Origin of the sequence: Pseudoalteromonas sp. 31A1, from assembly GCF_011378815.1 — a bacterium.
GTDB lineage: Bacteria > Pseudomonadota > Gammaproteobacteria > Enterobacterales > Alteromonadaceae > Pseudoalteromonas > Pseudoalteromonas arctica.
Window position 1 is genome coordinate 21,420 of sequence record NZ_WTKY01000011.1, and the last position, 25,562, is coordinate 46,981.

The 25,562-nt window shown below is 40.7% G+C and carries 23 protein-coding genes; 16 read left to right on the forward strand and 7 right to left on the reverse strand.

Annotated features, from left to right (window positions below):
* Positions 1-9: 9 nt before the first annotated feature.
* Together glnD and map are read right to left on the reverse strand one after the other, a co-directional pair.
* Positions 10-2,628: a [protein-PII] uridylyltransferase gene (gene glnD, locus GQR52_RS11460; RefSeq protein ID WP_165728529.1), complete on the reverse strand. Its 2,619-nt coding sequence runs from the start codon at positions 2,626-2,628 to the stop codon at positions 10-12.
* Positions 2,629-2,692: 64 nt separating this feature from the next.
* Entirely contained in the window at positions 2,693-3,478 is a 786-nt protein-coding gene (gene map, locus GQR52_RS11465; protein WP_007376820.1) for a type I methionyl aminopeptidase, read from the reverse strand.
* Positions 3,479-3,749: 271 nt separating this feature from the next.
* On the opposite strand from map, the gene rpsB reads away from it, so the two are divergent.
* The 14 genes from rpsB (at position 3,750) to GQR52_RS11535 (ending at position 17,110) form a co-directional block, all read left to right on the forward strand.
* Positions 3,750-4,478, forward strand: coding sequence for a 30S ribosomal protein S2 (gene rpsB / locus GQR52_RS11470; protein WP_007580978.1), 729 nt, complete (start codon positions 3,750-3,752; stop codon positions 4,476-4,478).
* Positions 4,479-4,581: 103 nt separating this feature from the next.
* The gene (gene tsf, locus GQR52_RS11475; RefSeq protein WP_007580981.1) at positions 4,582-5,433 is read left to right on the forward strand and encodes a translation elongation factor Ts; all 852 of its coding nucleotides are present in this window, start codon (positions 4,582-4,584) and stop codon (positions 5,431-5,433) included.
* Positions 5,434-5,590: 157 nt separating this feature from the next.
* On the forward strand, positions 5,591-6,340 hold the full coding sequence (gene pyrH / locus GQR52_RS11480) for a UMP kinase (RefSeq protein ID WP_007580982.1): 750 nt from the start codon (positions 5,591-5,593) through the stop codon (positions 6,338-6,340).
* A 13-nt stretch (positions 6,341-6,353) separates the two neighbouring features.
* Entirely contained in the window at positions 6,354-6,911 is a 558-nt protein-coding gene (gene frr, locus GQR52_RS11485; protein WP_007580984.1) for a ribosome recycling factor, read from the forward strand.
* A gap of 58 nt (positions 6,912-6,969) precedes the next feature.
* Positions 6,970-7,749 (forward strand): isoprenyl transferase, encoded by a 780-nt coding sequence (locus GQR52_RS11490; protein WP_165728530.1) that lies wholly within the window; start codon positions 6,970-6,972, stop codon positions 7,747-7,749.
* Between the two features lie 19 nt (positions 7,750-7,768).
* Entirely contained in the window at positions 7,769-8,635 is an 867-nt protein-coding gene (locus GQR52_RS11495; RefSeq protein WP_007580986.1) for a phosphatidate cytidylyltransferase, read from the forward strand.
* Complete coding sequence (gene ispC / locus GQR52_RS11500) at positions 8,632-9,837, forward strand: 1-deoxy-D-xylulose-5-phosphate reductoisomerase (RefSeq protein WP_165728531.1); 1,206 nt, start codon at positions 8,632-8,634, stop codon at positions 9,835-9,837. Before GQR52_RS11495 ends, ispC begins: the two co-directional genes overlap by 4 nt.
* Position 9,838: 1 nt before the next feature.
* Positions 9,839-11,191, forward strand: coding sequence for a sigma E protease regulator RseP (gene rseP, locus GQR52_RS11505; RefSeq protein WP_165728532.1), 1,353 nt, complete (start codon positions 9,839-9,841; stop codon positions 11,189-11,191).
* 96 nt (positions 11,192-11,287) lie between these two features.
* Entirely contained in the window at positions 11,288-13,759 is a 2,472-nt protein-coding gene (gene bamA, locus GQR52_RS11510; RefSeq protein ID WP_165728533.1) for an outer membrane protein assembly factor BamA, read from the forward strand.
* Between the two features lie 11 nt (positions 13,760-13,770).
* The gene (locus tag GQR52_RS11515; protein WP_007580993.1) at positions 13,771-14,289 is read left to right on the forward strand and encodes an OmpH family outer membrane protein; all 519 of its coding nucleotides are present in this window, start codon (positions 13,771-13,773) and stop codon (positions 14,287-14,289) included.
* A gap of 7 nt (positions 14,290-14,296) precedes the next feature.
* On the forward strand, positions 14,297-15,319 hold the full coding sequence (lpxD, locus tag GQR52_RS11520; RefSeq protein WP_165728534.1) for a UDP-3-O-(3-hydroxymyristoyl)glucosamine N-acyltransferase: 1,023 nt from the start codon (positions 14,297-14,299) through the stop codon (positions 15,317-15,319).
* A 26-nt stretch (positions 15,320-15,345) separates the two neighbouring features.
* On the forward strand, positions 15,346-15,798 hold the full coding sequence (gene fabZ, locus GQR52_RS11525) for a 3-hydroxyacyl-ACP dehydratase FabZ (RefSeq protein ID WP_007580997.1): 453 nt from the start codon (positions 15,346-15,348) through the stop codon (positions 15,796-15,798).
* Positions 15,799-15,800: 2 nt separating this feature from the next.
* The gene (lpxA, locus tag GQR52_RS11530) at positions 15,801-16,571 is read left to right on the forward strand and encodes an acyl-ACP--UDP-N-acetylglucosamine O-acyltransferase (RefSeq protein ID WP_007580998.1); all 771 of its coding nucleotides are present in this window, start codon (positions 15,801-15,803) and stop codon (positions 16,569-16,571) included.
* A gap of 146 nt (positions 16,572-16,717) precedes the next feature.
* Entirely contained in the window at positions 16,718-17,110 is a 393-nt protein-coding gene (locus GQR52_RS11535; protein ID WP_010553743.1) for a septal ring lytic transglycosylase RlpA family protein, read from the forward strand.
* Here GQR52_RS11535 and cydC read toward each other — a convergent pair.
* Genes cydC through GQR52_RS11560 form a run of 5 tightly spaced genes read right to left on the reverse strand, consistent with a single transcriptional unit; the run spans position 17,093 to position 23,510 of the window.
* Entirely contained in the window at positions 17,093-18,838 is a 1,746-nt protein-coding gene (gene cydC / locus GQR52_RS11540; protein WP_165728535.1) for a thiol reductant ABC exporter subunit CydC, read from the reverse strand. The genes GQR52_RS11535 and cydC overlap by 18 nt on opposite strands.
* Complete coding sequence (gene cydD, locus GQR52_RS11545; protein WP_165728536.1) at positions 18,831-20,624, reverse strand: thiol reductant ABC exporter subunit CydD; 1,794 nt, start codon at positions 20,622-20,624, stop codon at positions 18,831-18,833. The genes cydC and cydD overlap by 8 nt, the downstream gene beginning before the upstream one ends.
* Positions 20,614-20,778 (reverse strand): cytochrome bd-I oxidase subunit CydX, encoded by a 165-nt coding sequence (gene cydX / locus GQR52_RS11550; protein WP_008133888.1) that lies wholly within the window; start codon positions 20,776-20,778, stop codon positions 20,614-20,616. The genes cydD and cydX overlap by 11 nt, the downstream gene beginning before the upstream one ends.
* 12 nt (positions 20,779-20,790) lie before the next feature.
* Positions 20,791-21,930 (reverse strand): cytochrome d ubiquinol oxidase subunit II, encoded by a 1,140-nt coding sequence (gene cydB / locus GQR52_RS11555; RefSeq protein ID WP_165728537.1) that lies wholly within the window; start codon positions 21,928-21,930, stop codon positions 20,791-20,793.
* Positions 21,927-23,510: a cytochrome ubiquinol oxidase subunit I gene (locus GQR52_RS11560; RefSeq protein WP_165728538.1), complete on the reverse strand. Its 1,584-nt coding sequence runs from the start codon at positions 23,508-23,510 to the stop codon at positions 21,927-21,929. The genes cydB and GQR52_RS11560 overlap by 4 nt, the downstream gene beginning before the upstream one ends.
* A gap of 301 nt (positions 23,511-23,811) precedes the next feature.
* Here GQR52_RS11560 and lpxB point away from each other — a divergent pair, with 301 nt between their 5' ends.
* Positions 23,812-24,969 carry a lipid-A-disaccharide synthase gene (gene lpxB / locus GQR52_RS11565; RefSeq protein ID WP_165728539.1) on the forward strand — a complete coding sequence of 386 codons (1,158 nt, stop codon included), beginning with the start codon at positions 23,812-23,814 and terminating at the stop codon, positions 24,967-24,969.
* A complete protein-coding gene (gene rnhB / locus GQR52_RS11570) occupies positions 24,959-25,561 on the forward strand; it encodes a ribonuclease HII (protein ID WP_010553737.1) in 603 nt (200 codons plus the stop codon). Before lpxB ends, rnhB begins: the two co-directional genes overlap by 11 nt.
* The last annotated feature ends 1 nt before the right edge of the window (position 25,562 follow it).

Consider the following 25,562-nt stretch of genomic DNA (forward strand, 5'->3'; position numbering starts at 1 on the left):
GTGTGTCCTCTATTCTGTTTCGGCGTTGAATTTTTTACGTAATGCCTGATGAATTTTTGCTTGCTCTTCATCAGTCAGCGCTTGGTATTCGTTATTAGATACAACAAAGAAATCCTCGGCACGTTCACCTACTGTGGTAATACGGGCAGCGTGAATGTGTAGTAAATGCGCTTGGAAAACTTCGGCTATTTTGGTTAGTAAACCTTGAATATCGACGGCTTGAATTTCTATTAAGCTGCGATCTTTGCGTGCATGTGGGCGCAACACAATTTTAGGTTTAATATTAAAATCTTTAAAGCGTTGAGAGCGGCTCTTTTTAAAGCGAATTTTTTTACGCGGATCGCTCAATGCTTGCTCAAGTCCACGTTTAATTGATTGCGCTCGACCGCTGGCTATAGGGTCGCCGCTTACTTCTAGTATTACAAAGCTAAACAGGACATAACCGTCTTTTGTGGTCAGTACTTGCGCGTGTTGTATTTGCGCTTTTTTAGAGCCAATTACGCTCACTAATCTGGCAAATAGTGCGCCAGAGTAAGGGCTGTATACAAATACTTGCGTACCGCCATGCATTGCTTTGTTAGACACAATAACACTTGGTTGGCTTAAATCTGGGCTATTTAATAAATGCTCGGTTTGCCATGATATTTGCTGCTCACTAAAGGCGGTATAATAGTTGGCTTTAAAACGGCTCCAAATTAAATCAATTTTTTCCTCTTGATAACCTAAATTAAGAAGACGCTGTTTAGCTTGGTGCTTTTTGTCGCGAATTTGGTCGCGTTGATCCATTGGGTTTTCGAGCCCTAAGCGCAGTGCGCGTTGCGTGTGTAAGTATAGCTCACGCAGTAGGGTGTTTTTCCAATCGTTCCACAAGTTGTCGTTGGTTGCACGTATGTCGGCAACAGTTAAACAATATAAGTAGTCGAGTTGGCGCTCTGTTTTAATGCGTGTAGCAAAGTCTTTTATTACAGCAGGGTCGTTAATATCTTTACGCTGCGCGGTAACCGACATAAGTAAATGGTTACTTACAAGCCATGCTACTAGCTTAGCATCAGCCGATGAAAAGCCATGCAATTTAGCAAAAGCTATGGCATCAACAGCGCCAAGTTCTGAGTGGTCGCCACCTCGGCCTTTAGCAATGTCGTGAAATATACCGGCTAAATAAAGTAGCTCTGGTTTGTCCATTCGAGTGACTATTTCACTACAAATAGGAAACTCGCTAATGCCTGTTTTATCAAAATATTCGTAAATGTTTTTGATTAATTTGTGAGTGTGCTCATCTACGGTGTACGCGTGAAACAAATCGAACTGCATTTGCCCAAATATATTACGCCACTGCGGTAAGTAGGCGGCAAGCATGCCGTGCTTGTGCATAAGCGTAAATGCGCGGCCCATACCGTTAGGGTGTTTAACTAAGCGTAAAAAGGCTTCGCGACAGGCTGCGTAATCTTGCAAATCGCCCAATAAACGACGGCGCACTTGGCGAATAGTACGAATAGTACTTGGGTAAATATGCGTTATTGCTGGGTTATCGGCTATGTGCTCAAACAATACAAAGAGTTGGTCGCGTCTAAAAAATACCGACGGATCTTTTACGCGTATTTGATGACCTACTTGCTCAAAGTTTCTGTCGAGTTCTATCACCGTTTTTTCACTACTTTCGGGCATTATACTTTGTTCAAAGTATGAAAGTAGCATTTGGTTAAGTTCGCGCACGCGGCTCATTATTCTAAATAAGCGTTTCATCATACGCTCAACAGAGGCTTTACCGTCGCTACCAAAACCTAAAATTTCGGCGGCTTGCGGTTGATGATCAAACAATAAGCGGTTTTCAGCTCGACCTGCAGCTAAATGCAGTGCAAAGCGAATGTTCCATAGGTTTTCTAGACACTCAGAAAGCTCTTGAAACTCTTCGTGAGTTAAGTAGCCGTGGCTTATTAACTCTTGCAGGGTTTCGGTTCTAAAATGCTTTTTTGCCACCCAAATAATGGTTTGTAAGTCGCGCAAACCACCGGGGTTTTCTTTAATGTTTGGCTCAAGATTATACGCGGTGCCGTGGCACTTTCTGTGGCGTAAGTTTTGTTCTTGAACTTTGGCAGTAAAAAATTCACCTGAGCGCCATACTGGCGTTTCAAGAATATGCATTTTGAGTTTTTCAAACTCAATGTGGTTACCAAAAATAAGGCGGCTTTCGAGCAAGCTGGTGGCAAAAGTAACGTCTTCACGTTTTTGCTCAATGGCTTGTTCTATGGTGCGCACGCTGTGACCTATCTCTAAGTTGAGATCCCATAGCATGGTGACAAACAGGCCTATTTTTTCGCATATTTCTTCGCTTGGCGGTTTAGTTACAAGCAATAAAAAGTCGATGTCGGAGTAGGGATGTAGCTCGCCACGTCCGTATCCGCCTACAGCAATTAGCGCTAAATCAGGTTCATGCGCTAAGTCGTAAACATGAAACAGCTTTATGAGTAGGCGGTCAATAAACTCAGCCCGGGCATTAATTAAATTCCCAACCGGTTGTTTAGAAAACTCGTTATGTAGCCATTTATAAAAATAGCTAGAACAATCGCGATAATCATTAAGTTGCTCAGCATCGCTAAGCAACTTTTTTACTTTGTTGGGTAATGCCACGTGGGCTGGCTCCTTGTTGAACCTTTATTTTGATAAGTATTTTTATCAAATGGTTCGGTTTTTATTAGTGTTCGATAATCCTGTCGATAGTATCATCTGATCGTAGCGTTAAAATTTCAACACCATTTTCAGTCACTAATAAAGTATGTTCCCACTGTGCAGACAAACTACGGTCGCGTGTTACTACTGTCCAATCATCTTTAAGAAGCTTACATTGGCGTTTACCCGCATTAACCATAGGTTCAATAGTTAAACACATACCTGCTTTTAAGGCTTCGCCAGTACCGGCTTTACCGTAATGCATTATTTGTGGTTCTTCATGAAATCCTGCGCCGATACCGTGGCCGCAATATTCACGTACAATTGAGTAGTTAAAGCTCTCTGCATATTTTTGAATTGCTGAGCCAATATCACCCAAGCGCACACCTGGTTTTACCATTTTAATAGCAAGGTATAAGCTTTCTTGTGTTACTTCTGCAAGACGCTTAGCTTGAATGTTTGGTGTACCAACGTGGAACATTTTAGATGTGTCGCCGTGGTAACCATCTTTAATGACAGTTACGTCGATATTTACACTGTCGCCTTCTTTTAATGCTTTGTCATTTGGAATTCCGTGACAAATAACATGATTAACTGACGTACAAACTGATTTTGGAAAGCCATGATAATTTAACGGAGCAGGGATTGCTTGTTGCACATTAACAATATAATCATGACAAAGTGTATTTAGCTCATCGGTGGTAACACCTGGCACTACATGAGGGCCGATCATTTCAAGTACATCGGCCGCTAAGCGCCCAGCTACGCGCATTTTCTCTATTTCTTCAGGGGTCTTGATAATAGCGCTCATTGAGGCTCCAAAGTTGAGTTTTTAACATTTATCGCCGAACAAATTTTGCACGCGACGTTGAGTATTTAATTTTAATATGGTATAAAGCGCGCCGTCTTTTTACAAATAAATTCTTAAATGATTTTTTGTATTTAAGGCAAACACAATTTTATTTTAACACACACACGTATCGTCACATACACTTGGGTGCATTTGAAGTTTAATTACTTCGGTGTTGGTGCTATGGGATATGTGGAGGCCTAACCCTAAACAACTATAGAGGATCTATAAAATGGCAAACGTTTCAATGCGCGATATGCTTCAAGCTGGTGTTCACTTTGGTCACCAAGCACGTTACTGGAACCCTAAGATGAAGCCTTTCATCTTCGGCACACGTAACCGTGTACATATCATCAACCTTGAGCAAACTGTACCAATGTTCAACGACGCACTTAAGTTTTTATCAAGTGCTGCAGCAAACAAAGGTAAAGTTCTTTTCGTTGGTACTAAGCGCGCAGCAAGCGACGCAGTTAAATCAGCTGCTTTAGAAAGCGACCAGTTCTTCGTAAATCACCGTTGGTTAGGTGGTATGTTGACTAACTGGAAAACTGTACGTCAATCAATCAAGCGTCTTAAAGACCTTGAAGCACAAAGCCAAGACGGAACTTTCGAGAAATTAACTAAGAAAGAAACGTTAACGCTTAACCGCGAAATGGAAAAGCTTGAAAAGAGCCTTGGTGGTATCAAAAACATGGGCGGTCTTCCAGACGCGCTTTTCGTTATCGATGCTGACCACGAGCACATTGCTATCCGTGAAGCAAACAACCTAGGTATTCCAGTTGTTGCAATCGTAGATACTAACTCTAACCCAGACGGTGTTGATTACATCGTACCTGGTAACGATGATGCTATCCGTGCTGTAAGCCTTTACACTAGCGCTGTTGCAGCTGCTATTACTGAAGGTCGCGAGAATAACATCGTTGCTCAAGCTGAGAAAGACGATTTCGTTGAAGCTGAGTAATTAGCTGTCATCAAGTCTTCATCTTTTTAAGGTGAAGACTTGCTATTCTTGTCGAGCGGGTAACCCGCTTATCTAACCTGATTTCAGATTTGAGGATTTACTAATGGCTGTAACTACTGCCCTAGTTAAAGAATTACGCGAGCGCACAGGCGCTGGCATGATGGATTGTAAAAAAGCGTTAACTGAGACTGATGGCGACATCGAGTTAGCGATTGAAAACATGCGTAAAAGTGGCGCTGCTAAAGCTGCTAAAAAAGCAGGTAACATTGCTGCTGAAGGTACTATCATCATCAAGCAAAACGCGGGTGTTGCAGTACTAGTAGAAGTTAACTGTCAAACAGATTTCGTTGCAAAAGACGTAAGCTTCTTAGCATTTGCTAACAAAGTTGCTGACGCTGCAATTGCTGACACTATCTCTATCGAAGACTTACAAGCTAAGTTTGAAGAAGACCGTGTTGAGCTAGTTACTAAAATTGGCGAAAACATCAATGTACGTCGTTTACAGTACGTAACTGGTGAAAACCTAGTTGAGTACCGTCATGGCGATCGTATCGGTGTTGTTGTTGCGGGTGTTGCTGATGAAGAAACACTTAAGCACGTTGCAATGCACGTTGCTGCATCTAGCCCTGAATACTTAACACCTTCAGATGTACCAGCCGATGTTGTTGCTAAAGAAAAGCAAGTACAAATCGAAATCGCGATGAATGAAGGCAAGCCTGCTGAAATCGCTGAGAAGATGGTTGTTGGCCGCATGAAAAAATTCACTGGTGAGGTTTCTCTTACTGGTCAAGCTTTCATCATGGAGCCTAAGAAAACTGTTGGCGATATTCTTAAAGAGAAAAACGCAACAGTTACTAGCTTCGTACGTGTAGAAGTTGGTGAAGGTATCGAGAAGAAAGAAGAAGATTTTGCTGCTGAAGTTGCTGCTCAAATTGCTGCTGCTAAAGCTAAGTAAGATTACTATTTGTGAAGGATAATGAAATTAGATGCAATTAAAGTACTATTTGGTTTTGCTTCGCAGCTAGAAATTCTTTAAAATAACCGCGCTTTTATGTTTAACATAAGCGCGGTTATTTTTTATCCATAATTCAATAAAAGTTGGCCCCAATACTATGACTATCAATCGCAAACCTATTTTTAGACGTGTTCTTCTCAAATTAAGTGGTGAAGCTTTAATGGGAGACGAAGGCTTCGGCATCGATCCTAAAGTTTTAGACCGTATGGCACAAGAAATTAAAGAGCTAGTAGAGCTCGACGTAGAAGTGGGTTTAGTTATTGGTGGAGGTAACTTTTTACGCGGTGGATCACTTGCAGAAGCAGGTATGAATCGCGTAGTAGGCGATCACATGGGTATGCTTGCAACTGTTATGAACGGCCTTGCAATGCGTGATGCGCTACACCGTGCATTTGTAAATTGTCGTCTTATGTCGGCTATTCCGCTTAATGGTGTATGTGACGCTTATAACTGGGCTGAAGCAATTAGTTTATTGAAAACTGGTCGCGTAGTCATTTTTGCAGCGGGTACTGGTAACCCATTTTTTACTACCGATTCTGCAGCATGTTTACGCGGTATCGAAATTGAAGCGGATACAGTAATTAAAGCGACTAAGGTTGATGGCGTATACAGTGATGACCCTGTTAAAAACCCAGATGCGACGCTTTATACCCACTTAAGCTACAATGAAATCATTGAAAAAGAATTAAAAGTTATGGATTTAGCGGCATTTACTCTAGCCCGCGATCACAATATGCCATTGAGCGTATTTAACATGAATAAATCAGGCGCGCTAAAACGCGTAATTATGGGTGAAGAAGAAGGTACACTTATTTCTTCACAAGCCTCAGATGAAATAATCAAATAATTAGGATTAAACCGTGATTAACGATATTCAAAAAGACGCGCAAGCGCGCATGCAAAAAAGTGTAACTGCACTAGGTAGCCAATTATCTAAAATTCGTACTGGCCGTGCACATCCTGCAATCCTAGATGGCATTATGGTGTCGTACTACGGTGCACCAACGCCTTTAAACCAAGTTGCTAACGTAACAATTGAAGATTCTCGTACACTTGCTATTGGTGTATTTGATAAGTCTTTAGCGCAAGCTGTTGAAAAAGCAATTATGGCATCTGACTTAGGTTTAAACCCTATGTCGGCAGGTACTGTTATTCGCGTACCACTTCCTCCACTTACAGAAGAGCGTCGTAAAGACCTAATCAAAATTGTACGTGGCGAAGTTGAAGGCGGTCGTGTTGCTATTCGTAACATTCGTCGTGATGCTAATGGCGATGTAAAGGGTTTATTAAAAGATAAAGACATATCTGAAGATGAAGCGCGTCAATCGGATGATGCGATTCAAAAGCTTACTGATAAGTTTATTAAAGAAATGGATACTTTATTAGCTGCTAAAGAAACAGAATTGATGGAAATCTAAACAGCTAATTTTATTAGTTTTGAAACGCCGTCTAGGGTATACTAGGCGGCGTTTTTTTATGGAATACTCGATATTTATGGTTCTAGATGCTGACACAATTTCACAGCAATGTTTACCCAAACATGTTGCTATCATCATGGATGGGAACGGACGTTGGGCGCAAGCTAGAAATAGACCTCGTGTGTATGGGCATAAAAAAGGCGTAGACGCAGTTCGTCAATCTGTTCAGTTGTGTACTAAATTAGGGATACAATCGTTAACCTTATTTGCTTTTAGTAGTGAAAACTGGCGCCGCCCTGAAGACGAAGTAAACACTTTAATGGAGCTTTTCTTATTTGTTTTAACAAAGGAAGTTAAAAAGCTTCATAAAAACAATGTAAAACTGACCATTATTGGAGACTTATCACGATTTTCTGAAGGATTACGTAGCAAGGTAGACGCTGCGCATAAGCTGACTGAAAATAACACCGGGTTGCGTTTAAATGTTGCAGCTAATTACGGTGGTCGTTGGGATGTTGCCAATGCGGCAAAACAACTTGCTTTGCAAGTTGCGCAGGGCACACTAAACGCAGAAGATATTACAGAAGAGCGCTTAGCACAGCATATGAGCATGGCAGATCAGGCAGAACCTGATTTACTTATTCGCACTGGTGGCGATGTTCGTATTAGTAATTTTTTACTATGGCAAGTTGCTTATGCAGAACTTTACTTTACCGAGACACTTTGGCCAGATTTTAATGAAGCAGCATTTGCTGAGGCCATTGCGTGTTACGTTGCCAGAGAGCGACGTTTTGGTTGTACGGGCGAACAAATAAAACAATTACTCGCTCAAACCTAAATAGAATAAGGGTCACATTTTGTTAAAACAACGAATTTTAACCTCTCTAGTGCTAGCTCCATTAGCATTGGCTTTGGTTTTTTATACACCGCTTACGTTATTTAGTTACTTTGCTGGTGCAATTGTATTATTAGGCGCATGGGAATGGTCTGCATTTATGGGCCTTTGCGACAAGCTTAAACGTGCTGCCTTTGTTGTGTTTATTGGCGCTTTACTTGCCTTGCTTAATTTACATTGGCCTATTGAATCATTATGGGAAAATGGCAAGCTAGTCGGTGATGCAAATTACGTATTTACGCTTTCGTTTGCTTGGTGGATTGTTGCTAGCTATTTAATTTGGCGCTACCCAGAAATGGCTAAAGCGTGGAATGAAGGCCTAGTTATGCGCGGCATTGCAGGATTATTAACGCTTGTGCCGTTATGGCTTGCACTAAATACACTACGTAGCGCGCAATATGCTGAATCAACTCATTTTGGTTCGGTGCTAATTTTAGTGGTACTCGGTATTGTATGGAGCGCAGATGTGGGTGCTTACTTTACGGGTAAAAGTTTTGGTAAACATAAGTTAATGCCTAAAGTAAGCCCTAATAAAACAATTGAAGGGTTAGCAGGCGGTGTAGTCGCTTCTATTATTTTTGTATTAGCATTTTGTCACTTTACCGATGTTGATTTAGTTGTATGGCCTGTGTACGCGATAATGACAGCATTTATTGCGTTGTTTTCTGCGGTAGGTGATTTACTGGAAAGCATGTTTAAACGTGAAGCTGGTTTAAAAGATAGCGGTCGATGTTTACCAGGACACGGCGGTATTTTAGATAGAATTGACAGCTTAACGGCTGCTGCTCCAATGTTTGTTATGTGCTATGCGTGGACTCTTAGTTTATGAGCCAAAAGCAATTGCTGGTTATTTTAGGCGCAACGGGCTCAATTGGTTTAAGTACACTTGATGTTGTGTCGCGCAATAAAGAGCTATTTGATGTTTTTGTTTTGGCTGCAGGACAAAATGCAAAGAAAATGGCGGAGTTGTGTATTGAACATGAACCGCTTTATGCGATTATGGCTAACCAGCAGGCCGCAGAGCAATTATCTGCGTATTTAGCCAATACTCAGTGCCAAACTCTTGTTATGCACGGTGAGCAAGCAATGAGTGACTTATGTGCTCATCCTGATGTTGACATTGTAATGTCGGCAATTGTAGGTGCAGCTGGTTTACTACCTACATTAAGTGCTGTTGAAGCGGGTAAAAAAGTACTACTAGCTAATAAAGAATCTTTAGTTATGTCAGGTCAGTTGTTTATTGATAAAGTTAAACAACATAAAGCCACTTTGCTGCCAATAGATAGCGAACATAATGCAATTTTTCAATGCCTACCGTCTTCGTTACAAAATGCCAAAGGCGATCAAAAACTACAGCAACATGGCGTAAGTAAAATTTTGCTTACCGGCTCTGGTGGCCCATTTTTAACGCGTGATATAAATACGTTAAAAGATGTAACCGTAAGTGAAGCCGTTGCACACCCTAACTGGTCGATGGGTCAAAAAATATCAGTAGATTCCGCAACTATGATGAACAAAGGTTTAGAGTTTATTGAAGCTAAGTGGTTATTCAATTGTGATGCGAGTGATATTGATGTGGTTATTCATCCACAAAGTATCATTCATTCAATGGTGCAGTACCACGATGGTTCTATTTTAGCGCAAATGGGTAACCCCGATATGCGCACGCCAATTGCCCATGCACTTGCGTATCCTGAGCGAATTAATGCGGGTGTTAAACCGTTAAACTTCTCTGACATTTGTGATTTTTCGTTTACTAAACCTGATTTTTCTCGTTATCCAAATTTACAATTAGCGATTGATGCGTGTAGTGCAGGGCAGGGTGCGACAACAACGGTTAACGCAGCAAATGAAATAGCTGTGGACGCATTCTTAAACGGTAAAATTGGTTTTACCGATATATACAAAATAAATGCACAGACGCTAGAAGCTGCAACTTACACCAATGTGCAAAGCCTAGATGAAATTTTAGAGTGTGATAAATTAGCGCGTATTAGCGCTTCAGAATTTATAACAAAAGTGGCGCATTAATATGTTTGATTTTTTTTGGAATCTTGGCTCATTTATTTTAGCGCTTGGTATTTTAGTGGCCATACATGAATATGGCCATTTTTGGGTTGCACGAAAAATGGGCGTTAAAGTGCTGCGTTTTTCAATTGGTTTTGGTAAGCCACTGTTAAAATGGCATGACAAATATAATACCGAATACGTGATTGCCGCTATTCCATTAGGCGGATATGTAAAAATGCTTGATGAGCGAGTTGATGACGTACCAGCAAATCAACGTCACTTATCGTTTAACTCTAAATCTGTACAAGCGCGTATTGCTATTGTTGCTGCGGGACCAATGGCTAACTTTCTGTTTGCCATTTTTGCTCTTGCGGTGATGTATATGGTAGGAGTGCAATCGGTTAAGCCAGTTGTTGGCAGCATAACCGAAGGCAGTCGCGCAGAGCAGGCGGGCATTATGCCTTCTCAACATATTATAAAAATTGGTGATGATGACATAACGACATGGCAAGATGCCACGTTTGCGCTTATGTCTAACTTAGGCGAAGAAAGCGTTGAAGTTATTGTTCGTGATAAAAACCTTCAACCACGCGTTAAAACGCTTAATTTAGAGGGGTGGAAGCTTGACCAACGAGACGTACCACCACTGAGTTCGTTAGGTATTGTGCCATTTAGACCTCAAGCAACTTTAACAATTGCCGCCGTAACTAAAGACTCAGCCGCAGAACACGCTAATTTACAAGTTAACGACACAATTTTGGCTGTAAACGGTGAAACAATAAGCAATTGGCAGCAATTAGTTAATCTTATTACGCAATCAGCTAACAAATCTTTACAATTTAGTGTAAAAAGACAAGATACTATACAAACCATTATAGTAACTCCGAAAGGACGCATTGATAATAACGGTATTGAGCAAGGCTTTTTAGGTGTTGCTCCTGTTGTACAGCAATGGCCTGATGGCTATGTAGAGACAAGGCATTACGGCCCGCTCGATAGTATTGTGCGAGGCACAAAAGAAACGTGGCGCTTAATTACACTCAGTTTTGACATGATTGGTAATTTAATTACAGGCCAGGTTTCGGTTAAAAATTTAAGTGGCCCTGTGGGCATTGCAGTAGGCGCTGGAACTAGCGTAAGCTATGGGTTAGTGGCCTTTTTAAGCTTTTTAGCCTTAATAAGCGTTAACTTGGGTGTATTTAATTTATTACCCTTACCAGTGCTTGATGGCGGACACTTAATGTATTACATAATTGAACTTTTTCGTAAAAAGCCGGTCTCTGAAAAGACACAAGAGTTTGGTTTTAAAGTGGGTGCCTTGTTGCTCATTTTTCTAACATGTTTCGCTTTGTTCAATGATGTATCGCGTTTGTAGTTACAGCGTGGCAAATTACTAATTAGAACACGATTGTAAAGCACCACTAGTAAGGTGTTATGCGGTAATACAGTTGTAAAGGATAAAGATAATAAAATGGCTATAAAAAAACATTTGGCAATAACAAGTTTATTGGGTGCAAGTTTTGCAGCCCTAGGCCAAAACTCCTTTATTGTTGAAGACCTGAAAGTTGAAGGTTTGCAGCGCGTAGCACTTGGTGCAGCGCTAACACATATTCCTATTAACGTAGGCGATAATGTTGATGACTATACGATTTCAAAAACAATAAAGTCACTTTATCGTTCTGGGCACTTTGATAACATAAAAGCACTTCGTGATGGCAACAACGTTATTTTTAAAGTAACGGAACGTCCTACCATCAGCTTTATTGAGTTTGAAGGCAATAAAGACATTAAAGACGAGCAGCTTAATGAGTCTCTTGATCAGCAAGATATTCGCCAAGGTGAACCACTTGATAAAACCGTTATCGATAGTATCGAAAAAGGCTTAGTTGAGTTTTTCCACAGCATTGGTAAATATAACGCTAAAGTAGATATCAGTATTACTAAGCTGCCACGTAACCGCGTTAAACTTAAGTTAGAGTTTGATGAAGGTGATGCTGCTTCTATCCGCCAAATTAACTTAGTGGGTAATGAACTTTTTTCTAATGAAGACCTTCTTAAACTTGCTGAATCGCAACAAGATTTACCTTGGTGGCAGTTTATGGGAAGCGATCGCTACCAAAAGCAAACCATTGAAGGCGATTTAGAAAAAATTCGCAGTTACTATTTAGACCGCGGTTATCTACGTTTTAATATCGATTCAACGCAAGTATCAGTAAGCCCTGAGCGTGAATCGGTTTACGTTACAGCTAACTTAACTGAAGGCGTAAAATATAAAGTTAAAGGTTTTGACTTTATTGGTGACTTGCTTGGCCGTGAAGACTTAATTAAAAGTGTTATCCCACTTAGAGCGGGTGAGCTTTATAACGGCTCTGTTGTTACGTCATCTGAAGAATTTATTAAAAGCTACCTAGCCCGTTTTGGTTACGCTAATGCTGAAGTGCGTACAATTCCAGAAATTGACGACGAAAAGCAAGAAGTGCAACTAACACTATCGGTTAACCCAGGTAAGCGTGTATACGTTCGTCGTATTATTGTTGGCGGTAACCAAAACACCGCTGACGAAGTATTACGCCGCGAAATGACACAACTTGAAGGCGCATGGTTATCTAATCAAAACCTTGAGCGTTCAAAACTGCAAATTCAACGCCTACCTTACATGGAAAAAGTTGATTTTAATGTAGTACCTGTACCCGGTGTGGATGACCAAGTAGATGTAGATTTCACCGTAAAAGAGCAATCAGCGGGTAGCTTTAATGCTGGCCTTGCTTATGGCTCTTACTTAGGTCTGCAGTTTAATATTGGTGTAACAGAATCTAACTTTTTAGGCACAGGTAACCAAATTGGTTTAAACCTTAATACGTCTACAGGTTCTGAAAGCTTAAGCTTATCGTACACTGACCCATACTTTACGCCAGACGGCGTATCGCAAGGTAGTAGCATTTTTTACAGAAACTACGATGCAAGTAAATTTAGCCTTGTCGAATATAAATCTAAAACTTATGGTCTAGGCACAAATATTGGTTTCCCAATTGATGCTGTAAATCGTGTTAACTTTGGCGCTCGTTGGATAAAAGAAGAGCTTTCTGATATTGCAGAGTACGAGCAAACACGTGTACTTCGTGAAACTTTCTTAGATCCAGACAACCCAGATGCAGGCTTTGACTTTACTAAGTACGAGCTGAGTGTTGGTTGGTCGCGTATTACCGTTAACCGTGGTTTATTCCCAACTGCGGGTTCGCGTCAAACGCTAAACTTAACAGCAACAACGCCTAACTCAGATCTTCAGTACTTTAAACTGAATTACGATTCGCGTTTTTACTGGCCTATATCAAACGACCACCGTTGGGTATTCTCAACGCGTGCAGCGCTTGGTTATGGTAATGGCTATGGTTCTACAAACGGGTATGAGCAAACATTACCTTTTCAAGAATTCTTTACCATAACAGAAATGGAACTGCGTGGCTTTGATCGAAATACAATATTACCGCGTGCTGTATCGCGTATACCGCAGTCTATTCCGGGCACGCCAGGTGCAGACGGTACAACAACCGGTAGCATTGGTGGTTCATCAGAGTTTGATATTCTAATACCACAAGGCCGTATTGGTGGTAACGCTAAGGCTGTGGCAGGTTTGGAGCTAATTGTTCCTACGCCGTTCTTAGATGAAGAAAATACCAGTTCTGTACGTACTAGCTTCTTTGTTGATGCTGCAAACGTATGGGATACTGAGTTTAACGTAGATCGCTATCAAAACTTAGCACCCGATGAGCGTGCTAAATTAGATGACTATTCAGACCCAATGCGCTTTAGGGTTTCAACCGGTCTTTCATTACAATGGATCTCTCCAATGGGTCCAATGTTGATCAGTTTTGCGTATCCATTGCAAAAAGAAGAAGATGACGATACGAAAACCATCAGCTTTAACATTAGTAACACTTTCTAAAGGAGTTTTTTGTGAAAAAATTATTTAAATCAACAGCTGTAGCAGTTTTAGCAACTTTAATGATGGGTACTTCTGTGAATGCATTTGCACACAAAGTAGGTATTGTTGATATGCAGGAAATCTACAAGCAAATTCCTCAAATGGCTAAAATTGAACAGTCTTTACAAACTGAGTTTGCTGAACGTCGTCAAGAGCTTGAAAAGTTACAAGGCGATATTCGTTTTGAAGCTGAAAAATTTAAACGTGAAAGTACCACTATGAGCCAAGCTCAAAAAGATACTCTACGTGAAAAAATTCAGGGCATGCAAAAAAATCTTGCTGAACAAGGTCGCCCTTTAGAGCAAGAAATTAAAGCGCGTCAAAACCAAGAGCTTGCTAAAGTTCAAGGTGTAATCATCAAAACAATTGAAGAGATTGCTAAAGACGGCGACTTCGACGAAGTTAAAGTAAAAGACACTACTATTTACTTTAACCCTAAAGAAGTGACTGATCTTTCATCTAAAGTTGTAGCCGCTGTTAGTAAGAAATAATCACTCTATGCAAAATTATACGCTTTCGCAAATTGCGGAACTTCTAGGCGCCGAACTTCAGGGTGATGGCGCTTTAGAAATAAAAAAAATAGCGACACTTGCAAATGCCCATTCTGGGCATATTGCATTTTTAGCGAACTCAAAATATCGATCGCAACTTGAGACTACTCAAGCTAGTGCTGTAATAGTAAGCCAAGCCGATGCAGAGTACTTTAGTGGTAGCAAAATTATTGTTGCTAATCCGTATGTAAGTTACGCAAAATTAGCGCAATTTATGGATACAACACCACGCTCAGCCTCGACGGGTATTCATCCAAGTGCAACTGTTCATTCAACAGCGATTGTTAGTGATAGCGCCGCTATTGGTGCTAACGCAGTCATTGAAGCTCATGCAGTTATAGGTGACAACGCGCAAATTGGTCCGAACAGTTTTATCGGGGAACGTGTTAAAATAGGTTCTGGCACTAAGCTTTGGCCTAGTGTGACTATTTATCACGATGTTGAAATTGGTTCAGATTGTTTGTTTCAAGCAAATAGTGTTGTAGGTAGTGATGGGTTTGGTTATGCAAATGAGCGCGGGCAGTGGGTTAAAATACCTCAACTTGGTTCAGTGATCATAGGCAACAAAGTTGAAATTGGTGCAAGTACGACAATTGATCGTGGTGCACTGGACAATACCATCATTCATAGCAATGTTATTATCGATAATCAGTGTCAAATAGCGCACAACGTTGAAGTTAATTCAGGCACCGCAATAGCAGGCTGCACTGTACTTGCAGGAAGCGTTAGCATTGGCAAGAACTGTCAAATTGGTGGCATGGTTGCAATTAATGGTCACATGTCTGTATGTGATGGTGTTATAATTACCGGCATGAGTATGGTGACAAAATCAATCACCGAACCAGGTATTTACTCATCTGGTATGCCCCATACAACAAACAAAGAATGGCGTAAATCAATAGCTCACTTGCGTAACCTTTCAGACATGAAATCTCGTCTTAAAGCGCTTGAAGCATTGGCTAAGTCATAACGTTGAACACTAATAAGGATGCTATTTTGGCAAACGAATTAAATAGCCTTGATATTCAAGAAATTTTAAGTTTATTACCGCACCGTTACCCGATGCTATTAATTGATCGTGTTATTGATTTTACACCTGGCAAGTCTTTACATGCTATTAAAAATGTTTCTATAAATGAACCAATTTTTACTGGGCACTTTCCAAATCAGCCAATTTTTCCTGGTGTGCTAATATTAGAATCAATGGCGCAAGCAACGGGTTTATTAGGTTTTAAAACAGTAGAAAACCGTAGCGAAAACGAATTGTATTTGTTTGCTGCTGTTGATAACGCACGTTTTAAACAACCTGTAATTCCTGGTGATACAATGCATCTTCATGTTGAGTTTTTAAAAGAACGTCGCAACATTTGGAAGTTTGCTGCAGAAGCTAGAGTCGACGGCAAAATAGTGTGTAGTGCCGAAATTATGTGTGCGAGAAGAGAGTTTTAATAGTGATCCATTCTACAGCAATAATCGAACCTGGCGCTAAACTAGGCAACAATGTCTCAGTTGGTCCGTATAGTTATATTGGCAATGATGTTGTTATCGGTGATAACTGTATTATTGAGTCTCACGTTGTTGTTAAAGGGCCGTCAACTATTGGCTCTGGCAATCATATTTTTCAGTTCGCGTCTGTGGGCGAAGCCTGCCAAGACAAAAAATACAACAACGAGCCAACCACTTTAATCATGGGTGATAACAACGTTATCCGTGAATGTGCCACTATTCACCGTGGTACGATTCAAGACCAAGGTGTTACTAAAATTGGTAGTAATAATTTGTTTATGGCTTATACACACGTTGCACATGACGCGGTAATTGGCGATAACGTAATTTTTGCTAACAACGCAAGTGTGGCCGGCCATGTACATGTTGGTGACTGGGTTATCCTTGGTGGTAATTCGGGTGTTCATCAGTTTTGTAAAATTGGTGCACATGCCTTTATTGGTATGTATTCAGGTGTTAACAAAGATGTACCACCATTTGTTACTACCATTGGTATGCCAGCAGGCCCTGCAGCTATCAATAAAGAAGGCATGAAACGTCGTGGTTTCGAAAGTGATGAAATTATGGCTGTACGCCGTGCATACAAAGCATTTTATCGTAAAAGCTTAGGTGCTGAAGAAGCTATTGAGTCGCTTAGTGAAGATGCCGCAAAGTATCCTGCTGTGAAATTGATGGTCGACTTTGTTAAAAACTCAGAGCGCGGCATCGTAAGATAATTCGCGGGTTTGCTTTAAGCATTAAAAAAACCACCCTAGATGATAAATCGAAGGTGGTTTTTTATTGCCCTGCTTTAAGCTAATTCAGTTAATACTCAGGGTAATTGAGTTAGTATGCGGGTAATTTATATAATAAAAGCCGTCCTATGCGTTTACCTAAGTTAGTAGTCACTCTTTTTATTACTTCAGTTTTAGCCGCTTGTAGTAGCCAGCCTATTGTTAAATCATCTGCTGGAGAAATCACTCAAGTTGGGAAAGCATCTTTTTATGCTGATAAATACCACGGAAGAACAACCGCCAACGGAGAGCGCTTTAGCCAACAAGCCGCCACGGCAGCCCATTTAGAATTCGATTTTGGTACTACGGTGGTTGTTACCAACCTCGCTAATAACAAATCAGTCACGGTAAGAATCAACGATAGAGGCCCGTATGTGCGAGGTCGTATTATTGATTTATCAAAAAGTATGTTTAAAAAAATAGCCGACCCTAAAGTCGGCGTTATTGACGTGTCTGTAAAGGTATTAAAACCGGGTAGTTAGCGCAACATAATCTGGATAAGCGCTACTGAGCTCTTTATGAGAGCCTTGTGCGACTATTTGACCGTCTTCCAACCATACAACATTATCCATTTGAGCAAGTAGAGCGGGATCGTGCGTAATTGTCAGCACGCTCGCGTTATTCATAACATGCATTATTGCTTGCATTACCCCTTGCTTAGACTGATTATCAAGACCTTCTGTTGGTTCATCAAGAACCAAAATAGCCGGACTTTTAAGCAAAGCTTGTGCAATAGCTATACGTCTAGACTGACCTTGCGATACGTTACGCCCGCCAGTGCCTAGTCGTGTTTTTAAACCTTCTTTTAGCTCATTAAACCATGGGCTTAATTGCGCTAATGAGAGCGCTTCAATCATTTGCTCTTTAGTTGCATTTGGCGCGGCATAACGTAAATTTTCACTCAGTGTGCCATCAAAAATATGGTGCTGCTGAGCGAGTATATTTATCACACTTGCGCGTATATCGCTATTTAATGAATGTAAGTTAACAACGCTATTTTGATTATTTAGCGTTATGCTGCCTTGTTGTAAAGGCCATAAACCAGTCAGTAAATTTACAAGCGTCGTTTTACCGCTGCCGCTTCTACCTACAATTGCTACTTTTTGCTGGGGCTTTAGTTCAAAACTGATATTAGTAAGCGCTGTTTGCTCACCATATTGGTAGCTAATATTGTTAAGTGCTAGCGTGTGGTTTTGCGCGCTAAAGCTTTCATCAACGTCTACATGTGTATCTTTAACTTGTGAGCTAGCGGCTTTATCTTCAAGTGTAAACAACCGCTCTGCTGCTTTTAATACACTAGGAAGCTCTATAAACGCATTGGGTAGTAGCAATACGCTTTCATAGCTTGCCAGTACAAATAAACTTAACATAGCAAGTTCTACATTTACCATACTGTTGGTGTAAACCAGTGGGACTATGGTTACTATGCTAGCAAGCATGGCTAATTGAACAACCAACAAGCTTAACCCATCTGAGTTTGCCAGTGCTTTGTGGCGAATAAATAATTGCTGATTGTATTGCTCGCTTAATTCGTCGCACTTATTAAGCTGCTGCGAACGGGCTTGATAAATACTCAACTCTCTAAGTCCCGTTAGTGTATCTGAAAGCTCGGAGCGAAGTTGTGCACTAAGCTGCGTTTCTTTATGGCTGTTTTTAATGAGCTTTGCACTTAGTAAAGCAGGTATAACCACACCAATAAGTACAATGCCTGTAAAGCAAATAAGGGCGACGTTGCCATTATAAGCCGACATAAACAGCATGATGATTGGCACACTTAAAAGAGCGACCAGCATAGGAAGTAAAACGTTTAAATAAAACTTGTCGAGTGCGTCTACATCGTTTTGTAATCGGTTAACTAGATCAGCGCTGCGGCTCATTGCTAAATCAACATTGTTAAGCTTGCTTAACGTTGCAAATACATTGGTACGTATTTCACTTAGTAATAAAAATGTGGCGTTATGAGTAACTAGGCGTTCGCCATAGCGCGATGCAGTTCGTACAATGGCTAAAAAACGAATCGTTCCTGCTGGAGTAAAGTAGTTCATTTGCACGCCCGCAAGACCTGCAGCCGCCATTGATGCTAAAAACCAGCCAGAAATAGCCAACAAGCCCACATTGGCTAATACCGTAATCGTTGCTAAAAATGTACCCAATAGCATAGCTTTATAATGAGGAGCACAAAGCTTTAATAAGCGAATAAAATTATGCATGCGCAACCCCTTGTTTAGCCGTTTTTAATAAATCAGCAAATGCACCATTTTGCGCTGCAAGTGTTTCAAAGTGACCTTGCTCAGCTATTTTTCCATCGTGCATAACAATGATATTGCTGGCATGTTTAACGGTATTGAGTCTATGAGCAATGACTAATACTAAGTTATTTTTAGCGTATTCATTAATAGCATCTTGAATAAGCAGCTCTGTTTGGCTATCAAGGTGCGCTGTAGGCTCATCAAGCACTAAAACCGGTGCTAGCTTTATAAATGCACGAGCGAGTGCGATGCGTTGCTTTTGCCCGCCAGAAAGCCCTTCCCCTTGCTCACCTATCAGTGTGTTAAAACCATCGGGTAGGGTATTTATAAATTCAAATACACCAGCTTGCTTTGCTGCATGTTCAAGCTCTTGCTGTGTGGCAGTTGGTTTGGCCAATTTAATGTTGGCAGCAATGGTGTCGTAAAACAGCGTCGCTTTTTGTGGTATCCACGCAATGTTATTTTGCAAGTAGGTTATATCGGTTGTACTTAAACTCTGATCATTAATTGATAGGTGGTTAATCACCTCAGGGTGAAACCCTAATAGGCAATCAAACAACGTACTTTTACCTGAGCCACTACTGCCTACAACAGCAATTAATCCTTTATTTGGCAGTGTTAAACTTATATTTTTAATGCCTTCGTTACTATCTGGGTATATAAAATTAAGGTCGGTAATACTTATTGAGCTAATTGTATTTAAAGTTAAATTGTTTTCAGGCGTGCTTGTAGTCACTGACGCATTTTCGTCACTTGGCAGTGGTGCATTTAAAATCGCAACCATATCGGCAGCGGCACTAATGCCTTGTAAACGTGCATGGTAATGGCTACCTAGCTGGCGCAGTGGTAAATAAAATTCAGGCGCTAAAAGTAGCACCACAAAGCCAGTAGCAAAATCAAGAGTGCCAAAAAACAGTCTAAAACCAATAATTACTGCGACTAATGCCACGCTAATGGTGGCTAAAAACTCAAGTGCAAATGATGATAAAAACGCGATTTTTAAAACATCGAGTGTAGCGTGTCTAAAATCATCTGAAATTTTAGCTATTTGTTTAAGCTCGGTACGTGTTGCATTAAATAGCTTGAGTTGAGTTAAACCTTGTACGCGGTCAAAAAAGTAATTGCCCAGTACAGCAAGTTGCTTCCAGCGTTTTTGGTTTAAAGCTTCGGCTTTTGAGCCTACCAAAATCATGAAAAAAGGAATGAGCGGGGCGGTTAATAAAAATATCAACCCAGCTTTATAATCTGTCGGAAAAATAACAACCAATATTGCCAGCGGGATAAGCGCGCTGTAAGCAGCACCAGGTAGGTATTTAGCATAATAGTCGTGAAGAGCTTCTACACCATTATGTAAGGTATTGAGTGTAGCGCCTTGGCCGTGTTGTTCTATATAGCTTGGCCCAAGTAAGCTGAGCTTATTTAGAAGTGTTTGGCGCATTGCCGATTTTATTTTAAGTGCAGCATATGCACTCAAGCGTTCGCTTAATGCTAAAAATATTGCACGCAGTAAAGTAATAGCTGCTAAGGGCCACAGTAAGTGTGTAACGCCGCTTAAGCTGCTGCCTTCAAACATTACATTATGAATAGCTTGAGCCAGTAAATAAGCACCTGCAATCATCAGTAATGCGTTAAAAGTACCCAGTGCAATGCTTAACTTTAACCACACTGCAGCGGGTTTACTTTGTAACTTTAAAAAAGCGCGCAGTGACTGCTGCTGCGCGCGATCTGGTCGAGGGTTAGTCGTCATCTTTAGTCGAGTTAGCCTCGTTTAATAAATCATGCATAGGTTGTTCATCATCAGCAATGCTGTTTTTATTTTGATGAAACTCGTACCACATTACATTTATTACACCTAAGGTACAGGCCAAAAGTACACCTAAAATCCAAGCGAAATACCACATAGTTTAGTCTCCTTAATAGCTACCGTGAGTGTTATTTTCAATTTCTTCAACTGTCACTCTGCGCCACATTTTCACGTAACACCAGGTGGTGTAAGTTAAAATAAGTGGAACAAAAATACACACTGCAACAAACATCACATTGAGCGTTCTATGGCTCGATACCGCATCCCAAATTGTTAAGCTAATATTAGGATTATTGCTTGATGGCATAATAAATGGGAACAGTGAAACACCTGCCGTCATAATTACGCCAATTAACATTAAGCTTGTTGAAATAAGGCCAAGTGCTGGCTTATTTAACTTAGAAAATATAAGAGCACTTAATGCCATTGCAAACGCTAAAATAGGGAAGGTCATTGTCCACGGACGATCGCTGTAATTACTTAACCAAGCACCTTGCGCTGTTGTTACTACTTTAGCTAAAGGGTCTGCGTGGCTTTGCGTATCAGGCATAGATATAATTTGGTAACCCGTTAAATTAGCAACCCAAAAACCAGCAGCTGCAAATAATACAATAAATGCAATTAGAGAGTAGCGACCATATTGACCCGAACGCTCTGCTACGGCACTTGCTGTACGAAGTTGTAACCACATACCAGCATGAGCAACTAACATGGTAATACTAATCAAACCAGCAAGTAATCCGAATGGGTTAAGCAAGCCAAAAAATGAGCCTTGGTAGCTAACACGCATTAGGTTATCAATATTAAACGGTACGCCTAAAAATAAGTTACCAAATGCAACACCAAAAACTAATGCCGGAATTGCGCTGCCTGCAAGCAAGCCCCAATCCCAATTATTGCGCCAGCGTTTTGAATCTACTTTGCTGCGGTAATCAAACCCAAGTGGTCTAAAAAACAAAGCGAATAGTACTAGCATCATGGCAAAGTAAAAACCCGAAAATGCAGCGGCATAAACCATAGGCCACGCTGCAAACAACGCGCCGCCTGCGGTTATAAACCATACTTGGTTACCATCCCAATGCGGACCAATAGTATTAATTACTGTGCGGCGCTCTGAATCTGTTTTACCAACTAGGCGAAGCAACATAGCCACGCCCATATCCATACCATCGGTAATAGCAAAGCCAATAAGCAGCACACCAATGATCAACCACCAAAGCATTTTTAATGTTTCATAATCAAAAATCATGATTGCTCTCCTTTAGTTTGCTCAGCTTTGTTTGGTAACTCAAAATGGTATTTACCTGTATGCAGCGAGCTTGGCCCTTGCTTAACAAAACGGATCATCAGCCAGCCTTCAACAATGGCTAAACCAGTATAGAAAACAATAAATCCAGTTAAGCTAATTAGAATGTCGTTTATTGTTAGTGACGACGTGGCTAAAAAGGTCGGTAGTATTTCAGATATAGCCCAAGGTTGGCGACCATATTCAGCAACTATCCAGCCAAATTCAATAGCTATCCAAGGTAGTGGAATGCTCAATACAGCAGCCCATAACAACCAGCGCTTTTGCTCAATAACACGGTGTGCGTTGTAGTAAAATGCTAATATAAATACACCAAGCATCGCCACACCACAGGCAACCATAATCCTAAATGACCAGAACATAGGGCCCACTTTAGGGAAAGAGTCTTTAACAGCTTTTTGAATTTGCTCCTCGGTAGCATCTACAACATCAGGTGTGTAGCGCTTAAGCAGCAAGCCATAGCCTAAATCATCTTTCAGGGTATTAAATGTTGCTATATTTTCAGGCGTGTCTTCACCATTTCTGAGCATTGTAAGGTATTTGTAAGCAATCATACCGTTACGAATACGTACTTCGTGTTGCTTTTCTAGGTCGTTAATACCGGTAACTTGCTCATCGAGCGAGCGAGTTGCAATTAATCCAAGTGCGTAAGGTATTTTAACCGCAGCATGTGTTACTTGCTCTTCTGAATCAGGAAACCCAAATGCGGTAAATGCAGCTGGGGCTTCTTCTGTGTGCCACTCAGCTTCAATTGTTGCCAGTTTTACTTTTTGAACTTCTCCTACTTCGTAGCCTGATTCGTCACCAAGTAAAATTACACATAAAATTGACGCTAAACCAAAACCAGAAGCGACCGAAAACGAACGCTTAGCAAATGCAAGGTCGCGGCCTTTTAATATGTACCAACTACTTATACCCAATACAAACATTGATGCAGCTACATAACCTGCCGATACCGTATGAATAAACTTAACTTGTGCTACAGGGTTAAACACAAGCTCTGCAAAGCTGGTCATTTCCATGCGCATAGTTTGATAGTTAAACTCAGCACCTACCGGGTTTTGCATCCAGCCATTGGCTATTAAAATCCACAGCGCCGACATGTTGGTACCAATGGCCATTAGAAAGGTTGCACCTAAATGTTGGCGTTTAGAGAGTCTGTCCCAACCTAAAAAGAACATACCTACAAAGGTCGATTCTAAAAAGAATGCCATTAAACCTTCAATAGCAAGGGGAGCACCAAAAACATCACCTACGTAATGCGAGTAATAAGACCAGTTAGTACCGAACTCAAACTCCATGGTAAGGCCTGTGGCCACACCAATTGCAAAGTTAATACCAAACAATTTTCCCCAAAACTTAGTCATATCACGATAAATTTCGCGACCGGTCATTACATAAACCGATTCCATAATAACTAAAATCCAGGTCATACCTATAGTTAACGGTACGAATAAGAAATGAAAGAGAGCGGTAACAGCAAACTGTAATCGCGATAGATCCACAAAGGTTTCATCTATCATTATTGGCTCCTTGAGAGTGACGGATTAACAGGGCAATATTTTATTGGCAAAGTTAAGTTTCAATGAACTTTCAGTAATTACTGAAAGTTTGTAATATTATTTACGTTTGTGCAATTTTTGTCAATATGTATATTAGTAAAACTTAATATATATTTTATATGCTACATCAGTATTAAAAACAAACAATATAATAAATTAAATTTAGTGATAAAAAACCAGTTATTTAAAGCGTTTAACCAAACAGTAAAACACGGTAAACTAACACTCATGAACGCCTGGTTTACTTGTGAAATAAAATCAAATGAATAAAGATCAAAAACAACTACGAATTGGTATTGTGGCAGGTGAACTGTCGGGCGATATTTTAGGCGAAGGCTTAATTAAAGCCCTTAAAAAGCACTTCCCGGATGCTATTTTTGAAGGGATAGCAGGGCCTAAAATGCAAGCGCAAGGCTGTAAAACACTTTACGACATGGATGAGCTTTCAGTAATGGGGCTTGTTGAGGTACTTGGGCGTTTACCGCGGTTGCTTAAAATACGTAAACAACTCGTGCAGCATTTTGTAGATAACCCACCTGATGTATTTATTGGTATAGATGCACCCGATTTTAACTTACGCGTTGAAAAGCCACTTAAAGATGCGGGCATTAAAACAGTACAGTATGTAAGTCCATCTGTTTGGGCGTGGCGCGAAAAGCGTATACATACAATAAGTGCAGCCACTAACTTAGTGCTTGCGTTACTGCCATTTGAAAAAGAGTTTTACGATAAACACCAAGTGCCATGTACATTTGTAGGACATACCTTGGCTGACGATATAGCGCTTGAGCACGACGATACTAAAGCACGTGCAGAACTCGGCTTAAGCCTTGATGACAAAGTACTGGCGTTACTTCCTGGTAGCCGAGGCTCAGAAGTTGGTTTACTAAGCGAAACTTACATTAAAACAGCTGCAGAGCTGCAAGCTAAAAACCCCAATCTTAAAGTTGTAGTGCCACTGGTTAACGAAAAACGCAAAGCGCAGTTTACTGATATATTAAACGCTACCGCGCCAAACCTTAATGTTAACCTGCTTGATGGACAATCAAAATTAGCGATGCAAGCTGCTGATGCTATTTTATTAGCGTCGGGCACTGCAACACTCGAAGGCATGCTTTATAAAAAGCCAATGGTAGTGGGCTATAAAATAAAGCCTTTGAGCTATTGGATATTTAAAACTTTATTTACGTTTAATATTAAGTATTTTTCGTTGCCTAACTTATTAGCAGACGAAGAGCTAGTGCCTGAGTTTTTACAAAGTGAGTGTAATGTGGCTAATTTAATCAATGCGCTTACCCCAATGCTTAATACCGATAACATTGAGCTAAAAGCACGCTTTTTAGCTATTCACGAAAAAATTAGATTAAATGCCAGCGAACAAGCAGCTAATGCTGTGGCGGAGTTAATAAATGCAAATTGATAGACCTAATGTATCCTTAATTGCCGGTGTAGATGAAGTAGGGCGCGGCCCGCTTGTTGGTGATGTAGTTACTGCCGCCGTCATTTTAGATCCCACTAAACCAATTGCTGGCTTAGCGGATTCTAAAAAATTAACAGATAAAAAACGCCAAGCGCTTGCGATTGAAATAAAAGAAAAAGCATTGTGTTATGCCTATGGGCGCTGCAATCCAACAGAAATTGATGAGTTAAATATTCTGCACGCGACTATGCTTGCCATGACCCGTGCAGTAGAGGCATTAAGTACGCAACCTGAATTTGTATTTATAGATGGTAATCGTTTGCCAAAACTCACTATGCCAGCGCAAGCTATTGTTAAAGGCGATAGCTTAGTGGCCGAAATTTCAGCGGCGTCTATTTTAGCTAAAGTAGCACGCGATGACGAAATGATTGAGCTTGATAAACGCCACCCTGAATATGGCTTTGCAGGGCACAAAGGGTATCCAACAAAAGCACATTTTGCAGCGCTTGAGCAGTACGGCGCAATTGACGAGCATCGTAAAAGCTTTAAACCTGTGCAGCGTGTATTGGCGCAAGCCAATGGTGAGGGCTAAG

Bases quoted from the DNA above. Each gene is read 5' to 3' on its own strand.
- map (WP_007376820.1), bottom strand. From the start codon at position 3,478: ATGAGCGCTATTATCAAGACCCCTGAAGAAATAGAGAAAATGCGCGTA.
- rpsB (WP_007580978.1), top strand. From the start codon at position 3,750: ATGGCAAACGTTTCAATGCGCGATATGCTTCAAGCTGGTGTTCACTTT.
- tsf (WP_007580981.1), top strand. From the start codon at position 4,582: ATGGCTGTAACTACTGCCCTAGTTAAAGAATTACGCGAGCGCACAGGC.
- pyrH (WP_007580982.1), top strand. From the start codon at position 5,591: ATGACTATCAATCGCAAACCTATTTTTAGACGTGTTCTTCTCAAATTA.
- GQR52_RS11490 (WP_165728530.1), top strand. From the start codon at position 6,970: ATGGAATACTCGATATTTATGGTTCTAGATGCTGACACAATTTCACAG.
- ispC (WP_165728531.1), top strand. From the start codon at position 8,632: ATGAGCCAAAAGCAATTGCTGGTTATTTTAGGCGCAACGGGCTCAATT.
- rseP (WP_165728532.1), top strand. From the start codon at position 9,839: ATGTTTGATTTTTTTTGGAATCTTGGCTCATTTATTTTAGCGCTTGGT.
- bamA (WP_165728533.1), top strand. From the start codon at position 11,288: ATGGCTATAAAAAAACATTTGGCAATAACAAGTTTATTGGGTGCAAGT.
- lpxD (WP_165728534.1), top strand. From the start codon at position 14,297: ATGCAAAATTATACGCTTTCGCAAATTGCGGAACTTCTAGGCGCCGAA.
- GQR52_RS11535 (WP_010553743.1), top strand. From the start codon at position 16,718: ATGCGTTTACCTAAGTTAGTAGTCACTCTTTTTATTACTTCAGTTTTA.
- cydC (WP_165728535.1), bottom strand. From the start codon at position 18,838: ATGCATAATTTTATTCGCTTATTAAAGCTTTGTGCTCCTCATTATAAA.
- cydD (WP_165728536.1), bottom strand. From the start codon at position 20,624: ATGACGACTAACCCTCGACCAGATCGCGCGCAGCAGCAGTCACTGCGC.
- cydX (WP_008133888.1), bottom strand. From the start codon at position 20,778: ATGTGGTATTTCGCTTGGATTTTAGGTGTACTTTTGGCCTGTACCTTA.
- cydB (WP_165728537.1), bottom strand. From the start codon at position 21,930: ATGATTTTTGATTATGAAACATTAAAAATGCTTTGGTGGTTGATCATT.
- GQR52_RS11560 (WP_165728538.1), bottom strand. From the start codon at position 23,510: ATGATAGATGAAACCTTTGTGGATCTATCGCGATTACAGTTTGCTGTT.
- lpxB (WP_165728539.1), top strand. From the start codon at position 23,812: ATGAATAAAGATCAAAAACAACTACGAATTGGTATTGTGGCAGGTGAA.
- rnhB (WP_010553737.1), top strand. From the start codon at position 24,959: ATGCAAATTGATAGACCTAATGTATCCTTAATTGCCGGTGTAGATGAA.